We start from the raw sequence: 17,903 nt of genomic DNA, 5'->3' as shown, positions 1-17,903 counted from the left end.
CCAAAATAATACACCCTTTCCATATCCCTCAAAATTATTGTAACTAATTTGAATATATGACTATAATAAGGTACTTTGGACAGAGGAGGCTGATTTAGTTGAAGATCTCAACAGGAGCTGAATTTTACGATAATGACGAGACGTTTTTGGCCTATACAAAACGCCGGCAGCAAAAAGAAAATGCCAACGATACGATTGAAAAACCGGCCATTTTACAGCTTCTAGGTGATGTTGCAAATGCAAACGTTTTAGACTTAGGGTGCGGAAACGCTGGATTTGGTGCGGAGCTTCTTGCACAAGGCTGTTTCTCTTATACCGGAGTAGACGGCTCTATCAATATGATAAATGCAGCTCAGCAACAGCTTTCAAACTATCCAAATGCAGAAGTGATCCATGAACCGATGGAGCACTATACTCCGCCCCGTGACAAATATGATTTAGTTACCGCAAGACTGTCTCTTCACTATATGGAAGACTTAGCTTCCATGTTCATCAAAGTGAATCAAGCACTCAAACCTGAAGGAAGATTTATTTTTTCTGTGGAACACCCAGTCATTACTTCCACTTTGCAGCCTTCCGCTCTCCACACAAACTGGACGGTGGATAACTACTTTTCAATGGGATTCCGTCAGCAGCACTGGATGGGCGGATACGTTCAAAAGTATCATCGCACGCTTGAAGAGTACTTTTCTTTGATGCAGCAAAGCGGATTCACCGTTACAAATTTAAAAGAAGCATGTCCTCAAAAAGAACATTTTGACAGCGCTGAGACTTACGAGCGTCGAATGCGGATTCCTTTGTTTTTACTGATGAGCGGTGTGAAGGATAGATAAATAAAAGAGATTGAGACATAACTCAATGGATTCAATCTAAAGACGAACAAACAGAATTAACAATCTAGCATGGATGGCTACACCGCTGTTGATTTCCGTGTAAGGCTTCGCTTTCCGCGGGAGTCTTCGCCTTGTCCTCCAATCAACCGCTAGAAGCACCTACATACATGAAATCTGCGTTCACCCTAACCATGAAAAAATCCGAACGAGTTAGATTCCCATTAAGAATCTTCACCGTTCGGATTTTCTTTTAACTAAAATACTTTTGTTCTAGCCTCTCTCGTACCTTTAAAACCGCTTTTTGTTTAAACTTAGCGTATGTTATTTATTCACGCTCACGTTATAAAATACAGGTCCTAAGTTAAAATCATAGCCTTTTACATGTGTAGACACGGCGTTAATATTGACTTTATGACCAATTAACGTAAACGGAAGCTCATCCCATACGTATTTCTGCGTAGCATCAATGGCTGGTCTCGCATCTTTTACAGAAGCAGCCGCTTTAATTTTATCTAAGTACTTTGTTGATTTCTCAACAGGAGCGCCCCCTGACGTCCAAAATCCTTGGAAAATGGTTGAACGCGCCGCCCAGTCTACCGGGTAAATATCCCATGCTTTAGGATCATTTACTTTATCTGTAAACGTTGCCCAGTCATACACTTCTAGCTTTACTTTTACACCGATTTTTTCAAGCTCTTGCTGGACGATAACAGCCGTATTGTACTGATCTTGATAATCGCGTGAAGTTAAAAGACGCAGTTCCTGCCCGCTGTATCCAGCTCTTTTCAAATAGCTTTTTGCTTTCTTTTCATCATGCTGATTGTACTCTTCTTTTCCTGCTTCACTGTAATAGTTAGGAAACTTTTTATTTACAATCGATGAAGTCAGTTCATAATAATCGGAATCGCCGTATGAACTTGATAAAATATCTTTTGCATTAATCGTGGCATTTACAGCTTTTCTAGCATTTAAATCGCTAAAGAACCCTTCTTGCGTGTTATAAAATAAACCAATAAATCCTCCTGGAGCCAGCTTGTTCTTAACGTTTTGCGTACTTTCAATTTGTGCCGCATTGTCGCTTGAAACACCTAAGGCAATATCAAACTGTCCAGCTGTAATGCCTGAAATTCTAGTAGATTCATCGCTTAAAAAACTAATTTTAATTTCATCTACGTGAGGAGTCTTTTTAATTTTTCGTCCTTTTGAAGAATAATCTTTAAATCTCTCTAGCGTGATATATTGATTCTTTTTCCATTCCTTCACTTTAAATGGCCCTGTGCCAACGAACTCAGTAGCTCCTTCAGCAGGTGCTTTTTCGATAATTTCTTTTGGAAAAATAGCGGCTGCCGGAATTGGATCTGCTAGCAGTGCCAGCGTATTCACGTTCGGTGTTTTCAAATGAAGCTCAACCGTATAGTCTCCTGTTCTTTTAACTTGTGCACCAACAAAGTTTGTTTTGCCAAGTGAAGACAGCTTAATCCAGCGGTTAATCGAAGCTTCTACATCGTCCGCCGTCATTTCCTTTCCGTTATGAAACTTTACGCCTTTTCGCAGCTGAAACGTGTAGACTTTTTTATCATCGCTTATATCAATTTTTTCTGCTAAATCAGGCTCTACATTGCCTTTACTATCAAAAATAACAAGTCCTTCGTAAATATTTCGCGCCGCATCTTTAACTGAAGAATTTCCAGTAATCTGAGAATCTAAAGTTGTTGGCTCGCTTTGAAACGCAATGTTTAGCGTACCTCCGTCTTTTTGGGCGGCACTGGTGCTTTTATCGCCTGAGCTGGCTTGATTATTGCTGCACCCGGCAACAAATAAAGCAATCACAATAAATAATAACCATTTCACCTTAACCTGTTTCAACGTCATTCCCCCAATAATTAAAATCACTTTTTAAAACCCACTATTTTTGTAAGGTTAGTAGGAATATAAACCATCCTACCACCTTTCCATTTGTTTGTGAAATTAGCAAAATTAAACTGTTTCTTTGCAATTACTGATTCAATTTGTCTTGTTTCAATTCTCAATTCTTAGTATGTTTATAAGTAAAGTATTTTATCTAAAGGAGGATATTATGAACTCTGCCATCCGTCTTCATACTAAAGAACATATTGCAACGATTGAACACTACAAACAAGCTTTATCTCTTCTATCATGGGACGCAAAAACATCCGCTCCTCTTAACAGTCAAAAGCAGCATGCAACCACTCAAGGCACGCTTTCCAAAGAGCTTTATTTGCTGCAAACAGATCCAGCCTTTGCAAAAGAATTGCAGCATCTTCAGGAACAAAATCTAAGTCAACTACAGCAAAAACAAGTACAGCACTATTGGAACATCTATCAAAAACTTTCCGCTGTACCACTGGAAGACTATCATCAATTTTCTGTTTTAAAAGCTTCTACTCATGCTCTTTGGTCACAGGCTAGAGAGCAAAATAACTTTAAGCTCGTTGAAGACAACCTGCAGCAGCTGATTCATATGCATAAAAGATTTGCGGAGTACCGTAATCCTCACCTCGCTCCTTACGAACAGCTTTTAGAAGAATATGAGCCTGAAATTTCTAGTGAAACCATCGATTCGCTTTTTCAACAAATTAAAGGTGCTATTCTTCCTTTGCTGACAAAAATCAAACGCTCCTCGGTTACACATGATACATCGTTTCTCCACGAATCGTTTTCGGTCGAAAATCAGCAAAAGCTCGGAAAACACCTGCTAACTGCGATTGGCTATAACTTTAAGTCGGGACAAATAGGCACCACTACCCACCCGTTTAGTGCAGGCATTCACCCTCACGATGCAAGGCTTGCAGTAAGATACGACGAACACAATGTAAAACTGGCAGCTTTTATGTTTTTACATGAAGGCGGACATTCTATTTATAATCAGCAAATTAGCTCTAAGTTGCTTGACACAGGGTTAGACGCATACACGTCTATGGGACTGCATGAATCTCAATCTCTTTTTTGGGAACGCATCATCGGAAAACATGAAGGGTTTTGGAGAAATCACGCTCACTTATTCAAAGAGTTAGAACCTGCGATCTACGGTAATATTTCATTTGAAACTCTTTACTTTGCCTTAAATGAAGTCACACCTTCTCTTATTCGTTTGCAAGCAGATGACCTTACGTATCTGCTGCATATTATCATTCGCTACGAGCTAGAAAGAGATTTATTCGCTGACAAGCTTCGCGTCTCGGATCTTCCTTCCGCATGGAATACAAAATATGAAGCGTACTTAGGAATCAAACCAGAAACGGACATTGACGGAGTATTGCAGGACGGCCACTGGTACGGAGGAGCGTTTGGCTACTTCCCTTCCTACAATCTAGGATTTATTTATGCAGCTCAGCTACAAGAAGCCCTAATCAATGACCATCCTGACTTTGATAAAATCATTTCGAGTCAAAATCTATCGCTTATAGCAGACTGGCAAAAACAGCATATTCACCAGTATGGAAAACTAAAGACGCCAAAAGAGATATTAACTGGTCTTTCTATAGATAGAATTGATGCTCAGCCGTTAATTAATTATTTGACGAAAAAGTATGAAGAGTTGTATAAACTTTAAATTTACCAATCCATTTATTTTATAAAATTTTGATAGCGTAAATACAGTAACCCCCTATAGACATGACGAAAAAAGCATCAAAGCCTTTTGTTAGAGAAACAAAAGCTTTGATGCTTTTTTAAATAAAGATTTACTTAGCGTTTGTGCTGATATAATGTTTAATTACTTCATAAACATAGTCTTGGCAAGCGGCTGCTGTATTTGGATTATATTTTCCACCGTTTACTTTGTTGTTAGATAACACTCTGATACCCAAGAATGGAACGTCGTAGCTTCCTGCAATTTGTGCTGCCGCTGCGCCTTCCATTTCTTCTACAGACGTCCCGTACTTAGTATGGAACCACTTAATTCGATCCACTTCGTTATTCCATGTGTCTGCTGATCCTATCGTTCCTTCAACCACTTTTCCTTTTTTATATGTATCTTTTACTGCATTTGCAGCCGCAAGTAACTTCTTATCTCCTTCATAATAACGAGCTTTTTCAGCATCAGGATCTTCTCCAGCGCTTCCTTCAGAAGCCATTAAATCCATCGGCTTCCACGCAGTAGGATCCATTCCTTCGCCTTCTTTTTTATCTTCTGTTTTTAAAGAGCCTATATTCGTTGTTCGCTTTCCTAATACAATATCAAACACGTTCAGGTTTTCATCATGCCCGCCCGATGTTCCTTGGTTGATAATTGCTTTAGGATGGTATTTTTCTATAGCTATCGCTGTAGCAGCTGCCGTGTTTTCCATTCCTTTTCCCGTTTTAACCACAATGACCGGATAATTGTCGACAGTTCCTTTGTAAAAAACAAAATTCCCTGACTTTTCTTCTTTTACATTTTCTAATTTTTTAGCGAATTTCTGCGCTTCTATCGGCATCGGTCCTTGCACAATAATAGGCTGCTGCTTCTGTTTATCTCCGGCTTCTTTTTTTGAAGCTGAATTACACCCGGCAAGTATAGATAGCAGTAAAACCATACCAATAGTAAATAAAGCCCCTGTTTTTAACATCTTGTTTTTCATAGATCGTTACTTTCACTCCATTTCGTTTTGCTGTTTCATACACTCGATGATTGGACAAAAGAAAAAAACCTAGAGCATGTTTCATGGTCTACGTTTTTTAGAGTCAAAGTATAAGAAATTAAGTACGGAATACAGCTTCTGTCTGGATAAACCGAACATTTTTATACTTTAACTCGTAGTCCAGTTCTTTGAATGGGAACCAGGTAGAGACACTTAGACCATATTTCCAAGCATATACGAGCAATATTTTTCACTTTCTAAATGTATCAAATACAAAATGGTTATTCAATATAAAAAACGAATATTTTAATATTATTTATTTAAATTGTTCGTATTTAACCATTTCTTACTAAATATATGACAAATCCCTATCTCAAAACAAAAAAAGAGGCTGAGACATAACAAGATGAATCCAATTTAAAGACGCACAAATGGCATACATGAGCTGAACCGCTTGTGATAGTTGATTTCCATGCAAGACTTCGCTTTCCGCGGGAGGCCGCTGAGCCTCCTCGTCACTTGCGTTCCTGCGGGGTCTCACCTGTTCCGCTTTCCCCGCAGGAGTCTTCGTCTTGCCCTTCAATCAACTGCTAGAAGGATTTAAACAGATGAAACCTACGTTCACCTAACAAAAAAAGAACCACTAATCAAAGATTTTGATCAATGGTTCGTTTTTCACTTCGTCTAAAATACTTTTGTCCCAGACTCTTTTTCTACTTACTATTTACCGTTCTACCTTCATTTAACGTTTATTGGCAGCGGTGCATGAGACGCTACAAGCTGCTGTTCACGCATTTCTTCCCAGAAGGCTGCCGGAATTACCGTGTTTAATGCCGCTTTGTCTTCTGCAATACGCTCTGGACGACTGGCGCCAGGAATAACGGCAGCAACCGCTGGATTAGCAAGCGAGAACTGTACAGCAGCAGCCTTAATGCTGATCTGATGACGATCTGCAATGGCTTTGATTTTTTCTACTTTTGCCATAATGTCTGAAGACGCTTTTTGATATTCAAAGTGTGTACCTCCAGCAAGAACGCCTGAGCTGTATGGTCCGCCGACAACGATGTCCATATTATGCTTTACAGCTTCGGGCATCACTCGCTGCAGCGCACGTTCATGATCTAACAGCGTGTATCGGCCAGCTAGCAGCGATACATCGGGATTTGCTTCTTCCAATTCCAGCATAATTTCGATTGGTTCCACTCGGTTTACTCCAAGTCCCCATCCTTTTATAACTCCTTCTTCGCGCAAACGTGTAAGCACACGAAATGCGCCCGTTCGAGCAGATTCAAATTGTCCTACCCACTCATCTCCATAAAAATCTTGCGCAACATCATGAATATACACAAAGTCTAAGCGATCTGTTTTTAAACGGTTTAAGCTTTGCTCAATTGAACGAAGAGTTGCATCAGCGCTATAGTCATTAATAATTTTATTTTTACGGCCGAATTCAAAAAGCCCGCCTTTTTCTCCCATATCACGTGAAGATGTATCTTCCAATTCATCTGAAATGACGCGACCTACCTTTGTACTTAGCACATACTCATCGCGATTTCTTTTTGATAGTGCTTCACCAAGTCGCATTTCTGCTAAGCCAGCTCCGTAAAGAGGGGCTGCGTCAAAGTAACGGATGCCGCTTTCCCAAGCAGCATCAACCGTTGCGATGGCCTCTTCTTCTGGAATATTGCGATACATATTGCCTAGTGGTGCTGTTCCAAAACCTAGTTTTCCCTGCAGTATCTCTCTCATATGAATAAAACCTCCTGAAATTTTTATAACTCTATTTTAGAATTTGATTCGTATAATCAATTTATTAAATGTCTTATTATTCCCTGACAAAATTCATTATGAAGCATGGAAACACGAAAAAAAAGTACGCACTTTAAAGTAATATGGGAACTAAAAAGTAACCTACTAAGATGCAAATGAGCTTTTTAGACTCTTTTTTCTTTATACCCTTTCTACTTCTTACTCATGCAAACAAACATTTTGCATACAATAAGCAGAAAGCTACTTTATAAATGAGGTGAGAATTTTGAGAGATGAATACTTCAAAAAAATTGAAGATAAGCTCGATAAGCTCGATGAAATGGACGATTCCACAATGAAAGAAGAACAAAAAGATGAGTATTTTCAAAGTTTGCTAGATGATATGGATGATTTGTTAAAAGACATGCGCCAGAGAGAAAAAGACTCCGACCATCTTGTCAGTGAACATATGAAAACGGTTAATGACATATTTGATAACGCAATCAAAAACTTAAAAAAAGACCGAAATTAGCGTTACCATGCTTCTCCTTCTTTTAAATATACTGATTTTTCTGTTTTTTTTAATATAAAAACATAGAATTTCATATGTAAAAATGGTATTTTCAGTATACGCAAACTGTAGGAGTGAAAAGAGGAATGAAAAACGGTCACTTTAAAGAACGAGTAAAAACAAAGGAAGAGCTTCGACGTATAGTCGGCGCGCCTAACAAATTGGCGCATCAAAAAATAATTCCTTATTTAGATCGACACTGCCGGGAATTTATTAAACATTCCCCTTTTGTCATCATCGCTACAGCTGATCATAAAGGAATTTGCGACAGCTCTCCACGAGGTGATCATGCTGGTTTTGTACAAGTCGTCGATGAGAAAAGGCTGTTGATTCCAGAGAGGCGCGGCAATCAAAAAGTAGATTCATTGGAAAATATTTTATCTAATCCTCAAATAGGGCTGCTTTTTTTAATTCCAGGCATAGAAGAAACGCTGCGTATTAACGGCAAAGCTTGCATTGTAAAAGAAAAAGCGCTGCTTGAAACAATGGCGGTTCAAAATAAAACTCCGCTGCTCGCTATCGGCGTCCAAGTACAAGAGTGCTTTCTCCACTGCAGCAAAGCGTTCAAGCGATCAAAACTGTGGAACCCAGAATCTTGGGAAAGAGTCGAAACGCTTCCTTCTGCAGCTAAAATAGTCGCAGAACACGCAGGCTTTTCCACTCTAGAAAGCCTCAACAATCCCGAAGGAAGCAAAACTTAGCACCTTTATGAAAAAAAGCCGCTATAATGCGGCTTTTGTCATTTTACCATCAAAAAAAGTATACCTCCAGCAATGATCAGAACGGGTAACAAAGCAAGAAGCACGCCCTTTTTCGAAGCTCCTATGTATTCATGATCACCATAGGCGCGACCTGCTCTCAAATCGACTTTCACCTGAGATTCTTCTTTTTTATGTTCTTTTTTCATCCTCTTTGCCTCCTAGCGGCATTTGAGCGTCGATTTGCTTGATATGATGCTCCAAATGAGCGATATAATCTTTAGCCAACCATTCAAGCGAAACGAACTTTCCATCTCCTAGTTCGAATTGATACATATGCTTTTCTATTGGTATATGCAAAAGAACGGAAGCAATTTGCTTATTTAAGCTGCTCCATAGGGCAACTACTTCTTCCATGGACGTATCTTGATAGTGCTGCAGTTCTACCCATTCATCTTGTTTGTAAGGTATCAGTACACAAGGATTTTTTTCATGCTGCACGTTGATAAAGCGCTGTAAATTGTGAATGGCTGAGTCACATAAGTGCCCCACAATTTCTTTTGGTGACCATTTCTTAGGAGCAGGACGGTTTGACGTCTCTGCTTCAGAGAGTACTTCAAGCTTTTTAGGAAGCTTTATCACCCATTCATTTAACTGAACAATCGTCGTTTCCATGTTCATTTCTCCTTTAAACACGTTTTTTTCAAAAACCTTCCCCATATAATATTCATCGACTGCATTTCCATCTACAACGAGTGAACATACTTTTTTCCCTTCTATTTTAAAACCCATCTTTTTATACAGCGAAATGGCCGGTTCATTGTGAGTCATCACCGTTAGCTCTACTCGTTTAATGCCGCTCTGCGCTGCCCATTTCTCCATTTCTTCAAACAACGCAGTGCCGATACCTCGGTTTCCATAAGAATGAAGCACGCCAACAGCTAAGTATGCGCTGTGTTTTTTTCGGTTAACGCTTCCGCCAATCACAGATAAATGCCCAACAAGCTGTCCGTCTTGTTCCGCCACTAAAATGGTTGAGTTCGGCATCTTTAAAAAAGTTGTAATCATTTTTTTCTGCTGTTCAAGCGTAGTCGCACGCTCATTTTCCTCATACAGCATATAGGCGGTTTCTTTATCAAGCTTTTTATTTAACGTTAAAAAAGCGGCTGCATCAGAAGATGAAATTTCTCGAATCACGTTTACCCCTGCTTTCGTAAATAGTAGTTAACTAGAAAAAAACGTTAAAAAGCGGATGATATCATGACACACGAGGTGAACGTTTTCCTAGAAACGCAGTGAAGATGAAGCATATACTAAAAGCGACGGCTGAGACGAAAAAGCCAAGCATCCATCCTAAAGCTCGCATAAACGTATCTTCATTGGGATACAGAGGTTTAACGCTTAGCCACTGGCTCACCATAATCAATGCCAATATTAAATAAAAGCTGCTTCCTGTTAAAGCCATTTTAAGACGGTTTTTAAATGACCCTGTCCACGCTGTACTAAAAGCGCTCCACGTGAAAATACTTACAATCGTCGCTAAAAACATAAGAACAAGATGTAAATAAGGGATATCTGTAAACATAAGAAGATAGAGTAAAAATATCGTAGTGCCAAAATATAAAGCATTAATGCCAAACAAATAGCCTCCGCTCAGCCAGTGGTTTTGAAACCACTTTTTCTTGCTGAGACGTTCTACCACTCCGCTGGGAACCCACAGCGTACGCGAAAAAATAATCATCACCAGCATAAGTACCATGCCGGCCAAAAAGAATGTTGACACCTTTTCATCAGCCTTTCTATTCAAAATAAATATGGTTAATTATACTATTAATAACAAAATTAAACTATTGTTTTCTTTACTAATGAAGAGGCTGAGGCAAACGTATTTTATTAGTGGTAGGGAAATTTGAACGATGCATTGAGATTCTTGGTAGAGAATTAAATTCGTTCGGATTTTTTATGGATAGGCTGAATGTAAGTTTTATGTAGGTAGCTGCTTCTAGCTGTTGATTGGAGGGCAAGGCGAAGACTCCTGCGGGAAAAGCGGAACAGGTGAGACCCCGCAGAAGCGTAAGCGACGAGGAGGCTCACCGGCCGCCCGCGGAAAGCGAAGCCTTGCACGGAAATTAACAGCGGTGTCACAAACAATTCATATGAGCTCATTTATCCTATTTGTTCGTCTTTCAATGGGAGTAATTTAGAGATGTCTTAATCTCTATTTACATTCTTCCTCCAGTAAACGGATTGATTTCCCCTGTTAAATCACGTCCTGCTTTCTTTTCTTCGTAAGCGATGCGCTTGCCAATCGCAATTTTATTCCAAATTAGTGGAACCCAAATACACGCTCCGAAAAAAATCATCCAAAAAAGTTCTCCCATTTCCTCCATCCTTTCATTTTCTGCTTTTATTTTGAAGACAATAAGAAACGCGTATACGGTTTTTATTCCTGATTTGAATCACTCATGCCGTATGAAAAGAAATAAACCAGGACTGATAAAGCCATTCCGTAAGCGGTCCAAGCCGCTAGTAAAATGGCGTACTGATGATTGATAAAAAACAATCCGCTTGAAATCAGCAGCAGTATAAAACTAATCCATTTTATTTTTTTTATTACTCTATCCCTTTTACAGTAAGTTTCTTATTGTCTACTTGTTATTACGGACAAAATGTATAAAAGTTCCATTTTTTAAAAAATAACCGAAAAAGAATTTGATAAAACGTTCAACTATCGATTATCATATACCTTAAAGTAAGCTTTGCGATTCATAAGTGGGAGTGAACAATCTTGTCTTATAGCATGAAAGAAATGAATGAAAAAACCGGGCTTTCCGCACCAACTTTGCGCTATTATGAAAAAGAAGGAATCCTTCCTTTTGTAGAACGTGATGAAAATGGAAAGCGCCTCTATAACGATACGAATATTGAGTGGATCCGTTTTATCTTAGCTCTGCGCTCAACTGGCATGCCGCTTGCAGAAATAAAGCGCTATGTAGAGCTCTATAAACAAGGGGAAAGCACGATTAAAGAACGAAAAAACATGATGCTTCAGCACAAAGAAGCGGTAGAAGAAGAAATGGCCAAAACTTTTAAATACCTCGAGCAAATTAACTACAAGTTGGCTTTGTACGACTCACTAGAAGCAAGGTTAGAGCAAAAAGAAATTAAAATATAAACACAAAAGTCCGCAGGTGCACCTGCGGACTTTTTATTAATACAGTGAATTTACGGTGTTTAGCAGTTCTTCTGACCATGTCCAATCGCTGATTTCAACTGCATCTTTTACGTGGTGCAATTTACTAGCTCCGATAATGCTTGATGTCACAGCGGGCTGATTTAGCACCCATGAAAGAGCAAACTGAGACAAGCTTACTTCATGTTGTTCTGCTAACTTGCGATACTGCTCCACCAGCTGAAAGTTTCGGTCAGTAAAGTAGTTTCGCAGTAGCTTTTCACCATGTGCAGCACGACTTTCTGGCGGCACGTCATTTGGTGTTTTATATTTGCCTGAAAGCATGCCGCGCGCTAACGGACTGTATACCATAACGCCTACACCTTCGGATTGACTAAACGGCAGCAGCTCTTGTTCAATTTCACGAGAGAGAAGATTGTACTGAGGCTGAACGGAAATAAATTTTTCAAGATTCATGTTGTCACTAATATGATGAGACTTTGCGATTTGCCACGCGGCATAATTGGAGCAGCCGATATAACGAACTTTGCCTTGACGAACTAAATCATCTAGCGTGCGAAGCGTTTCTTCCATAGGTGTATGGTGATCAAAAAGATGAACTTGATAAAGATCGATGTAGTCCGTCTGCAGTCGTCGCAGCTGATTATCAACTTCTCTCATAATATGTGTGCGTGAAAGACCTTTATCATTTTTGCCTTTTCCTACGGCAATGCCGACTTTTGTTGCAAGCACAACATCATCTCGTTTTCCTTTTAACGCGCGTCCAATAATTTCTTCAGATTCCCCTGTGCCATATCTAAACTCTTCATCCTGCCCTTTTCCGTAATAGTTGGCTGTGTCAATGAAGTTAATTCCGTTTTCAATGGCGCTATGTAAAATAGCTGCCGACGCTTTTTCGTCAATCCATCGTCCAAAAGCCATGGTACCTAGACATAAATTTGATACTTCCAGACCTGTTGTTCCAAGCTTTCGATATTGCATCGATACCCTCTCCTTTTTATTTCTGTTTATAGTCACTATTATCATACACCTTAATGTCCACTTTAAGACAAGCCTCAAGCATGCGTACATATACAAAAAACGGCTAGGAACAGGCAGTGCTTCTAGCCGTTTTTTGGTTCATTTTCTGCTTATTTTTTGTAATTCGCTTCTTCATTAGACATAATATGGTAAGATAAATCATAGCTTACTCGTTATCGAAACTACATTAAGCTGCCGCTGTTAAAATCACGGCGATTCCATTAAAACAAGCGTGAATGATCATACTCGGAAGCAGCGACTTTGTTTTTTCGTACACCCACGCAAACACGAGACCTGATAAAAAGTTAACGGGCAAGGTATTGTACGTTGGAATATGCACTAGCATAAAGATAAACGAACTTCCCACTAATCCAAATATAATCCCTCCTTTACGTTTCAGCCACGTATAAAAAAAACCTCGGTAAATAATCTCTTCATAAAAAGGTGAGATCACAGCGGCTGAAACAAAAGCAAGTATAAATGAAAACAGCGACAGGTCATGCTGTAAACTGGCTGTTTTTTTATTTTCATAGGTCATACCAAACCATTCCATGAGTACAACAATTGCCACACTTCCTAAGATCAGCACAAAAAGCCAAAAAAGAATGAGCGGCCAGTGCCGTTTTGAAAACGATTGAAAACCAATTTTTCTATCACCATCCTGCACCATCAGCCAATACAGAGCTGATAAAAACACAGTTGCCATAACAAATCCAGTAGCTGTTCCAGCATAGAGCTCACTTTTAAATAGCGACTGGAAAACGTGCTGCAATGCTCCTTCAATGAAAACAGGAACACCAATAAACGTAACGACTAGCATAATTACAAATGATTTTATTGTCCATAATCCTTGATTTTGTTGTTTCAATTTACTTCGCCTCCCTTTTACCTATATTCAGTGTAAAAGGTGACGTAACGTTACCTGCAAGCATTTTTTTGGAGGGATTAAACATGATTTATTTTTCTACGGGGCAAGCCGCTAAAAAATTAGGACTCACGGTGCGTACGCTTCGTTACTACGATCAAATCGGATTGCTTCATCCATCGTCAAAAGCTGAAAATGGAAAACGCTCCTACTCAGAAACGGACTTAGTCACACTAGAGAAAATTACCCTGTTAAAAAACTTAGCCGTTCCTTTGCGAGATATTGAACTTATTCTTCATCAAGTAAGTATTGATGAACTTTTAGCGATTCATCAGCAAAAACTTCAGCAAAAAGCTTCAGAAATTCAGCGAGCTTTAGAACACACCCACACTCTTCGCAACAGTATAAAAATAGAAGGTGAACTAAACTGGAAGCAGCTCCTTCCTTTAGTTCACAATCAGCCTACTACACAAAGCAGCTGGACTGACCTGCTTTCAATAGAAGAAAGTGAGATTCTGCAGCGTGATATGCCTAAACTGGAGAATGAGAGTGCTGATAAATGGATCAGCATCATTAAACGAATTCAGCTGTGTTTAAAGCATCAGCGTTCACCACAGTCTGAAGATGGCCAGCTGATTGCGGCGGATATACTGCTTTTATCAAGTGAGCTATTTGGCCCCCATACCGATTTAGAGAAAGCCTTTTGGGATATTCGCAAATCTCCTGAGGCATCCAGTTCACTTAATCTCTATCCTATTGACAGCGAAGTCCTTCAATTTATTGAAGATGCGATTATTTTTTACGAACAACACATAAAGGAATGAAAGTATTGAAAAAAGAAAAGCTGTTTGCTAATTCTTCTTATAAAAAATTATTTATTTCAAGTACTGCGGCAAGCTTCGGAGATTTATTTGATATGTTTGCGGTGATGACGCTTTTTGCATACGTGTGGCACGCAAATTCCCTCTGGATTACGCTTATTCCTGTCGCGTACGCTTTGCCTAGCATCCTGCTAAGTCAAGCAGCTGGAAATTTAGCAGACCGCTACAATAAAGTACAGCTGATGTTTCTGTCTGAACTAGTCCGTCTTCTGTTTACATGTCTGTTATTTTTCACAAATGAACCGCTTTTGGCACTAGGGGTGCTGACGCTGCGCTCTATGAGTTCTGTTATGAAAGTGCCCGCACAGCTCGCTTACGTTCGAGAAGTGGTCAAAGAAGACCAGCTGCTGCAGGCCTCTACTTTACAAAACATTATGTTTCAAATTGCCAAAGTTGTGGGACCGTTTCTCGGAGCCGCCGCGCTGACGTTTACAACACCTAAAGCATGTATTTTAGTTAACGCCGCAGCTTGTATGATTTCTATCGGCGTGCTGTTTTCACTTAAAAAAGCAGGTAAAAATATTCAAGGGCAAGCTGCTCGTTCTTCCCATCAACCGAAAGAAACGTACTCAAACGGCTGGAAACTCGTTTTTCAGCACCCGATTCTTTTACGTGTCGTTGTTTTGTTTCACGTTTCATACTTTGTCGTCATGCTTGTTGATGCTCAAATTAGCATCTTTCTTCGAGATGTGCTCCCTCATAACCCGGAAATGCTCGGCTGGCTGCTTTCTGGAATCGGGCTGGGAGCGCTAGCAACAGGAGTGTATCTTAATCGAAAAAAACAGGTTCACCATCCATTTAGACTTTTATCACTTGGACTGCTTCTATTTGGAGGTTCTTTATTTTTTATTAGCTGCTTTAACCCAGCCGTTATGTCGCGCTATTTTATTTTGATTGCTGCACCTATCGGTGGCGCCGGAGTTGGACTTAATTTGCTGCTGTTTAACTATATCGTTCAAAAGTACAGTGACAAAGAGCATCTAGGGAAAGTGTACGGATTCATTAACACCTTAACGAGCGCCGTTTTACTTACTGCTCCTGTTCTTGGAGGCATGGTCGTAAAGCTTGCAGGTGCTCAGACGACTTTTTTAACGGCGGCAATCATCGTAGTAGTCGTTGGATTTGTGAGTATGGTGATGCCGCTGCGTGATAAACCGGAAAGAAACGTTCAGATTGACGCATAAAAAATATCTTTCCTTATTCCCCTGCAGCTGGCTGGATTTTAGGGACACTGCTTTTGCTAGGAAACTCTTTTTATACGAGAAGATACTTACATAGAAGAACAGCCAAAAAGTAAATATCAGTCCGGAGCCGTATATACAAACCTTCATTCGGTTATGGTAAAATAGATAAGCAAAAACTGGATGTAAGGAGATTTTTAGTTTGAAAACGGGATTAATATCTGGCATTATATCTTTAATTATTGTGATTATCATTTCTATTACAGCAGGCAACTGGCAGTATATTTACTATATTTCAGGCCCTCTTGGCATATTACTTACGGCAATTGCACTCGTAACCTTACTGGATACATTTCGATTTGAAACGAGAGGACCTTACTTTACCCCGGTCCGGCAGCGAGAGGATACAGAATGGATGAAACGTTTTATTATTGCAGCTGTTCCTCATTTAGTTGCTTCTTGTATTTGTATTTTATTTTTATAGAGCTCAAAAAAAGGTTAAAACATAACGAAATGAAGCTAACCTAAAGACGAATAAATGAGATGCATGAGCTGAACCGCTTGTTACACCGCAGTTGATTTCCGTGCAAGGCTTCGCTTTCCGCGGGCGGCTGCTGAGCCTCCTCGTCGCTTGGATCCTGCGGGGTCTCACCTCTTCTGCTTGTCCCGCAGGAGTCTTCGCCTTGCCCTCCAATCAACTGCTAGAAGGAACGAAACAGATAAAACTATATTCACCATCGTAAAAAAAACGAACCACTAATCAAACATGTTAATTAGTGGTTCGTTTTTCACTTGCGCTAAAGTACTTTTGTCACAGCTTCTTTTCTCATTTACGAAATGCCGCGCGACATACCGTAATAATCAATACGGTAGTCCACAGATCCCTCTGCAAATACATTTACAGCTGATTTAGAATCTTTTTTCGGGAATACGCGGGAAGTGAAGACAATTTTACCGCCGTTTATATAAATTTCGACAATGCTTTTGTCGACAAATACGCGAACATCTACTTCATTTGACGCCGTCCATTTTTCAGAGCGAACGACACCGTATTCCGTTGCATATTGATGGTGGAATGAAGAGCGGTCGAGTCTCACTTCTTGCTTTTCTGTATCAAACACAAGGCGAAGCTCTTCTTCTTTACTATTAAACAGCTCTAAACCAAACTGTTTGGCCCCTATCTCGCGGAACGTCATATTGATTTCATAGGCATTGTTTGTTGCTTCATCAATAATCACTTCTTCATTTTTTAGCGTGCCTCTAAAATGAACCGCTTGATCTCGAAGCTTATTTAACTCTTCTACAGGCTTTTGAACAAGTTCATTACCTTCAAGGGAAAGCTCACGAGGAAGCGTTAATGCATGGGCCCATCCGTATTCGTCTGATGGATAGTCAACGTCCGGGTTTCCAATCCATGCAAATAGCAAGCGACGTCCGCTTTCATCTTGAAACGTTTGCGGTGCATAAAAGTCAAATCCTTTATCAATTTCACGGTAATACTCCATTTCAAACGTTAAACTTTCCACATCAAAGGTTCCCACCGCGTAAATCACATTATAAATATTATGAAAATCGTGGCCCTCCGCTTTGATTCCCTGCGGTGAAAAGACAAACACATCTTTTCCGTCCAGTTTAAAGTAATCCGGGCACTCCCACATATATCCAAAGTCAGGAAGCGATGTTTGAACTTCGCCTTTAAATGACCACTGAAGCGCATCGCTTGATTCATACACAATTAATGCGCCCGTTTCGTTTTCACGCTGAGCGCCCAGCAGCATATAATATGTATCATTTTCTTTCCATACTTTCGGATCGCGCACATGTCCTGTATACCCATCAGGAACGCCTCGTACCGCTGGATTGTGCATGTATTTTTCTACACTTCCATCCCTTTTTAGCATCGCGATACATTGATTAGCTGAGCGTGAGCCGTCTTCGTATTTTACATTCCCCGTATAAAACAGCAGCCCTTGACCATCTTTTTTGATAGCGCCGCCTGAGTATGCGCCGTGCGATTCATATTCTTCCGTTGGTGTTAGGGCAACCGGAAGGCGTTCCCACGTTACTAAATCCGTAGATTTCACATGAGCCCAGTGCTTCATTCCATGCATCGCACCGTACGGATACCACTGATAAAACACGTGATATTCACCGTTTAATTGAATCAATCCGTTTGGATCATTCATCAGCCCGTACTGTGGATGAATATGATAAATCGGCTGCCAGCTGTCTTTGATTGCTTTGTCTTTTAATGCTTCTAACTCTCCAGATTTTGCTTCTAAAATCGTTCTGTACTTCGATTCAGCCATTTCTTCAATCCCTCCAGCAT

20 protein-coding genes, 1 pseudogene and 1 riboswitch are annotated in these 17,903 nt (G+C 39.9%); of the genes and pseudogenes, 9 read left to right on the top strand and 12 right to left on the bottom strand.

Going from position 1 to position 17,903, the window contains the following annotated elements; translation table 11 throughout:
• Window positions 1-98 precede the first annotated feature (98 nt).
• On the top strand, window positions 99-833 hold the full coding sequence (locus SCI76_RS21360; RefSeq protein WP_168761179.1) for a class I SAM-dependent methyltransferase: 735 nt from the start codon (window positions 99-101) through the stop codon (window positions 831-833).
• A 321-nt stretch (window positions 834-1,154) separates the two neighbouring features.
• On the opposite strand, the gene SCI76_RS21355 is transcribed toward SCI76_RS21360, so the two are convergent.
• A complete protein-coding gene (locus SCI76_RS21355; RefSeq protein ID WP_028414963.1) occupies window positions 1,155-2,705 on the bottom strand; it encodes an ABC transporter substrate-binding protein in 1,551 nt (516 codons plus the stop codon).
• A 205-nt stretch (window positions 2,706-2,910) separates the two neighbouring features.
• On the opposite strand from SCI76_RS21355, the gene SCI76_RS21350 reads away from it, so the two are divergent.
• Entirely contained in the window at window positions 2,911-4,407 is a 1,497-nt protein-coding gene (locus SCI76_RS21350) for a carboxypeptidase M32 (RefSeq protein WP_048020368.1), read from the top strand.
• 130 nt (window positions 4,408-4,537) lie between these two features.
• On the opposite strand, the gene SCI76_RS21345 is transcribed toward SCI76_RS21350, so the two are convergent.
• From SCI76_RS21345 to SCI76_RS21335, 3 genes and pseudogenes are all read right to left on the bottom strand, one after another.
• Window positions 4,538-5,416 carry a 5'-methylthioadenosine/S-adenosylhomocysteine nucleosidase gene (locus SCI76_RS21345; RefSeq protein WP_033579961.1) on the bottom strand — a complete coding sequence of 293 codons (879 nt, stop codon included), beginning with the start codon at window positions 5,414-5,416 and terminating at the stop codon, window positions 4,538-4,540.
• 156 nt (window positions 5,417-5,572) lie between these two features.
• A riboswitch (purine riboswitch) is annotated at window positions 5,573-5,676 on the bottom strand.
• A gap of 113 nt (window positions 5,677-5,789) precedes the next feature.
• Window positions 5,790-6,003, bottom strand: a pseudogene (locus SCI76_RS21340) (hypothetical protein).
• Window positions 6,004-6,154: 151 nt separating this feature from the next.
• A complete protein-coding gene (locus SCI76_RS21335; protein ID WP_310884052.1) occupies window positions 6,155-7,165 on the bottom strand; it encodes an aldo/keto reductase in 1,011 nt (336 codons plus the stop codon).
• 286 nt (window positions 7,166-7,451) lie between these two features.
• Between SCI76_RS21335 and SCI76_RS21330 the strand changes: the two genes are divergently transcribed.
• Together SCI76_RS21330 and SCI76_RS21325 are read left to right on the top strand one after the other, a co-directional pair.
• A complete protein-coding gene (locus tag SCI76_RS21330; protein ID WP_028409779.1) occupies window positions 7,452-7,697 on the top strand; it encodes a hypothetical protein in 246 nt (81 codons plus the stop codon).
• A gap of 125 nt (window positions 7,698-7,822) precedes the next feature.
• Complete coding sequence (locus tag SCI76_RS21325; RefSeq protein ID WP_168761183.1) at window positions 7,823-8,437, top strand: pyridoxamine 5'-phosphate oxidase family protein; 615 nt, start codon at window positions 7,823-7,825, stop codon at window positions 8,435-8,437.
• A gap of 38 nt (window positions 8,438-8,475) precedes the next feature.
• Here the strand turns inward: SCI76_RS21325 and SCI76_RS21320 are convergent, their stop codons facing one another.
• The 3 genes from SCI76_RS21320 to SCI76_RS21310 form a co-directional block, all read right to left on the bottom strand.
• Window positions 8,476-8,643, bottom strand: coding sequence for a hypothetical protein (locus SCI76_RS21320; RefSeq protein ID WP_168761184.1), 168 nt, complete (start codon window positions 8,641-8,643; stop codon window positions 8,476-8,478).
• Window positions 8,627-9,631 (bottom strand): GNAT family N-acetyltransferase, encoded by a 1,005-nt coding sequence (locus tag SCI76_RS21315; protein ID WP_375166595.1) that lies wholly within the window; start codon window positions 9,629-9,631, stop codon window positions 8,627-8,629. The genes SCI76_RS21320 and SCI76_RS21315 overlap by 17 nt, the downstream gene beginning before the upstream one ends.
• A gap of 61 nt (window positions 9,632-9,692) precedes the next feature.
• Window positions 9,693-10,193 carry a hypothetical protein gene (locus SCI76_RS21310; protein ID WP_048020481.1) on the bottom strand — a complete coding sequence of 167 codons (501 nt, stop codon included), beginning with the start codon at window positions 10,191-10,193 and terminating at the stop codon, window positions 9,693-9,695.
• 250 nt (window positions 10,194-10,443) lie between these two features.
• Here SCI76_RS21310 and SCI76_RS21305 point away from each other — a divergent pair, with 250 nt between their 5' ends.
• Window positions 10,444-10,638, top strand: coding sequence for a hypothetical protein (locus tag SCI76_RS21305; RefSeq protein WP_048407606.1), 195 nt, complete (start codon window positions 10,444-10,446; stop codon window positions 10,636-10,638).
• A gap of 18 nt (window positions 10,639-10,656) precedes the next feature.
• On the opposite strand, the gene SCI76_RS21300 is transcribed toward SCI76_RS21305, so the two are convergent.
• Entirely contained in the window at window positions 10,657-10,815 is a 159-nt protein-coding gene (locus SCI76_RS21300) for a hypothetical protein (RefSeq protein WP_162200723.1), read from the bottom strand.
• 407 nt (window positions 10,816-11,222) lie between these two features.
• Between SCI76_RS21300 and SCI76_RS21295 the strand changes: the two genes are divergently transcribed.
• A complete protein-coding gene (locus SCI76_RS21295; RefSeq protein WP_033579956.1) occupies window positions 11,223-11,609 on the top strand; it encodes a MerR family transcriptional regulator in 387 nt (128 codons plus the stop codon).
• Window positions 11,610-11,645: 36 nt separating this feature from the next.
• Here the strand turns inward: SCI76_RS21295 and SCI76_RS21290 are convergent, their stop codons facing one another.
• Window positions 11,646-12,608, bottom strand: coding sequence for an aldo/keto reductase (locus tag SCI76_RS21290; protein ID WP_063247184.1), 963 nt, complete (start codon window positions 12,606-12,608; stop codon window positions 11,646-11,648).
• A 226-nt stretch (window positions 12,609-12,834) separates the two neighbouring features.
• Window positions 12,835-13,515 carry a CPBP family intramembrane glutamic endopeptidase gene (locus tag SCI76_RS21285; protein ID WP_048019974.1) on the bottom strand — a complete coding sequence of 227 codons (681 nt, stop codon included), beginning with the start codon at window positions 13,513-13,515 and terminating at the stop codon, window positions 12,835-12,837.
• An 83-nt stretch (window positions 13,516-13,598) separates the two neighbouring features.
• Here SCI76_RS21285 and SCI76_RS21280 point away from each other — a divergent pair, with 83 nt between their 5' ends.
• The 3 genes from SCI76_RS21280 (at window position 13,599) to SCI76_RS21270 (ending at window position 16,058) form a co-directional block, all read left to right on the top strand.
• Window positions 13,599-14,336, top strand: a complete 738-nt coding sequence (locus SCI76_RS21280) for a MerR family transcriptional regulator (protein ID WP_049166009.1) — start codon at window positions 13,599-13,601, stop codon at window positions 14,334-14,336.
• Complete coding sequence (locus tag SCI76_RS21275) at window positions 14,333-15,577, top strand: MFS transporter (protein WP_240962117.1); 1,245 nt, start codon at window positions 14,333-14,335, stop codon at window positions 15,575-15,577. The genes SCI76_RS21280 and SCI76_RS21275 overlap by 4 nt, the downstream gene beginning before the upstream one ends.
• A gap of 199 nt (window positions 15,578-15,776) precedes the next feature.
• Window positions 15,777-16,058 (top strand): hypothetical protein, encoded by a 282-nt coding sequence (locus SCI76_RS21270; protein ID WP_028414975.1) that lies wholly within the window; start codon window positions 15,777-15,779, stop codon window positions 16,056-16,058.
• A 40-nt stretch (window positions 16,059-16,098) separates the two neighbouring features.
• Here the strand turns inward: SCI76_RS21270 and SCI76_RS21265 are convergent, their stop codons facing one another.
• Both SCI76_RS21265 and SCI76_RS21260 read right to left on the bottom strand, forming a co-directional pair.
• Entirely contained in the window at window positions 16,099-16,272 is a 174-nt protein-coding gene (locus SCI76_RS21265) for a hypothetical protein (protein ID WP_196299102.1), read from the bottom strand.
• 132 nt (window positions 16,273-16,404) lie between these two features.
• Window positions 16,405-17,883, bottom strand: coding sequence for a sucrose-6-phosphate hydrolase (locus SCI76_RS21260; protein WP_221832148.1), 1,479 nt, complete (start codon window positions 17,881-17,883; stop codon window positions 16,405-16,407).
• Window positions 17,884-17,903: the final 20 nt, after the last annotated feature.

The organism is Priestia sp. HNGD-A6, from assembly GCF_045784335.1.
Classification (GTDB): Bacteria; Bacillota; Bacilli; order Bacillales; family Bacillaceae_H; genus Priestia; species Priestia zanthoxyli.
This window is presented reverse-complemented; position numbering and strand designations above follow the sequence as displayed.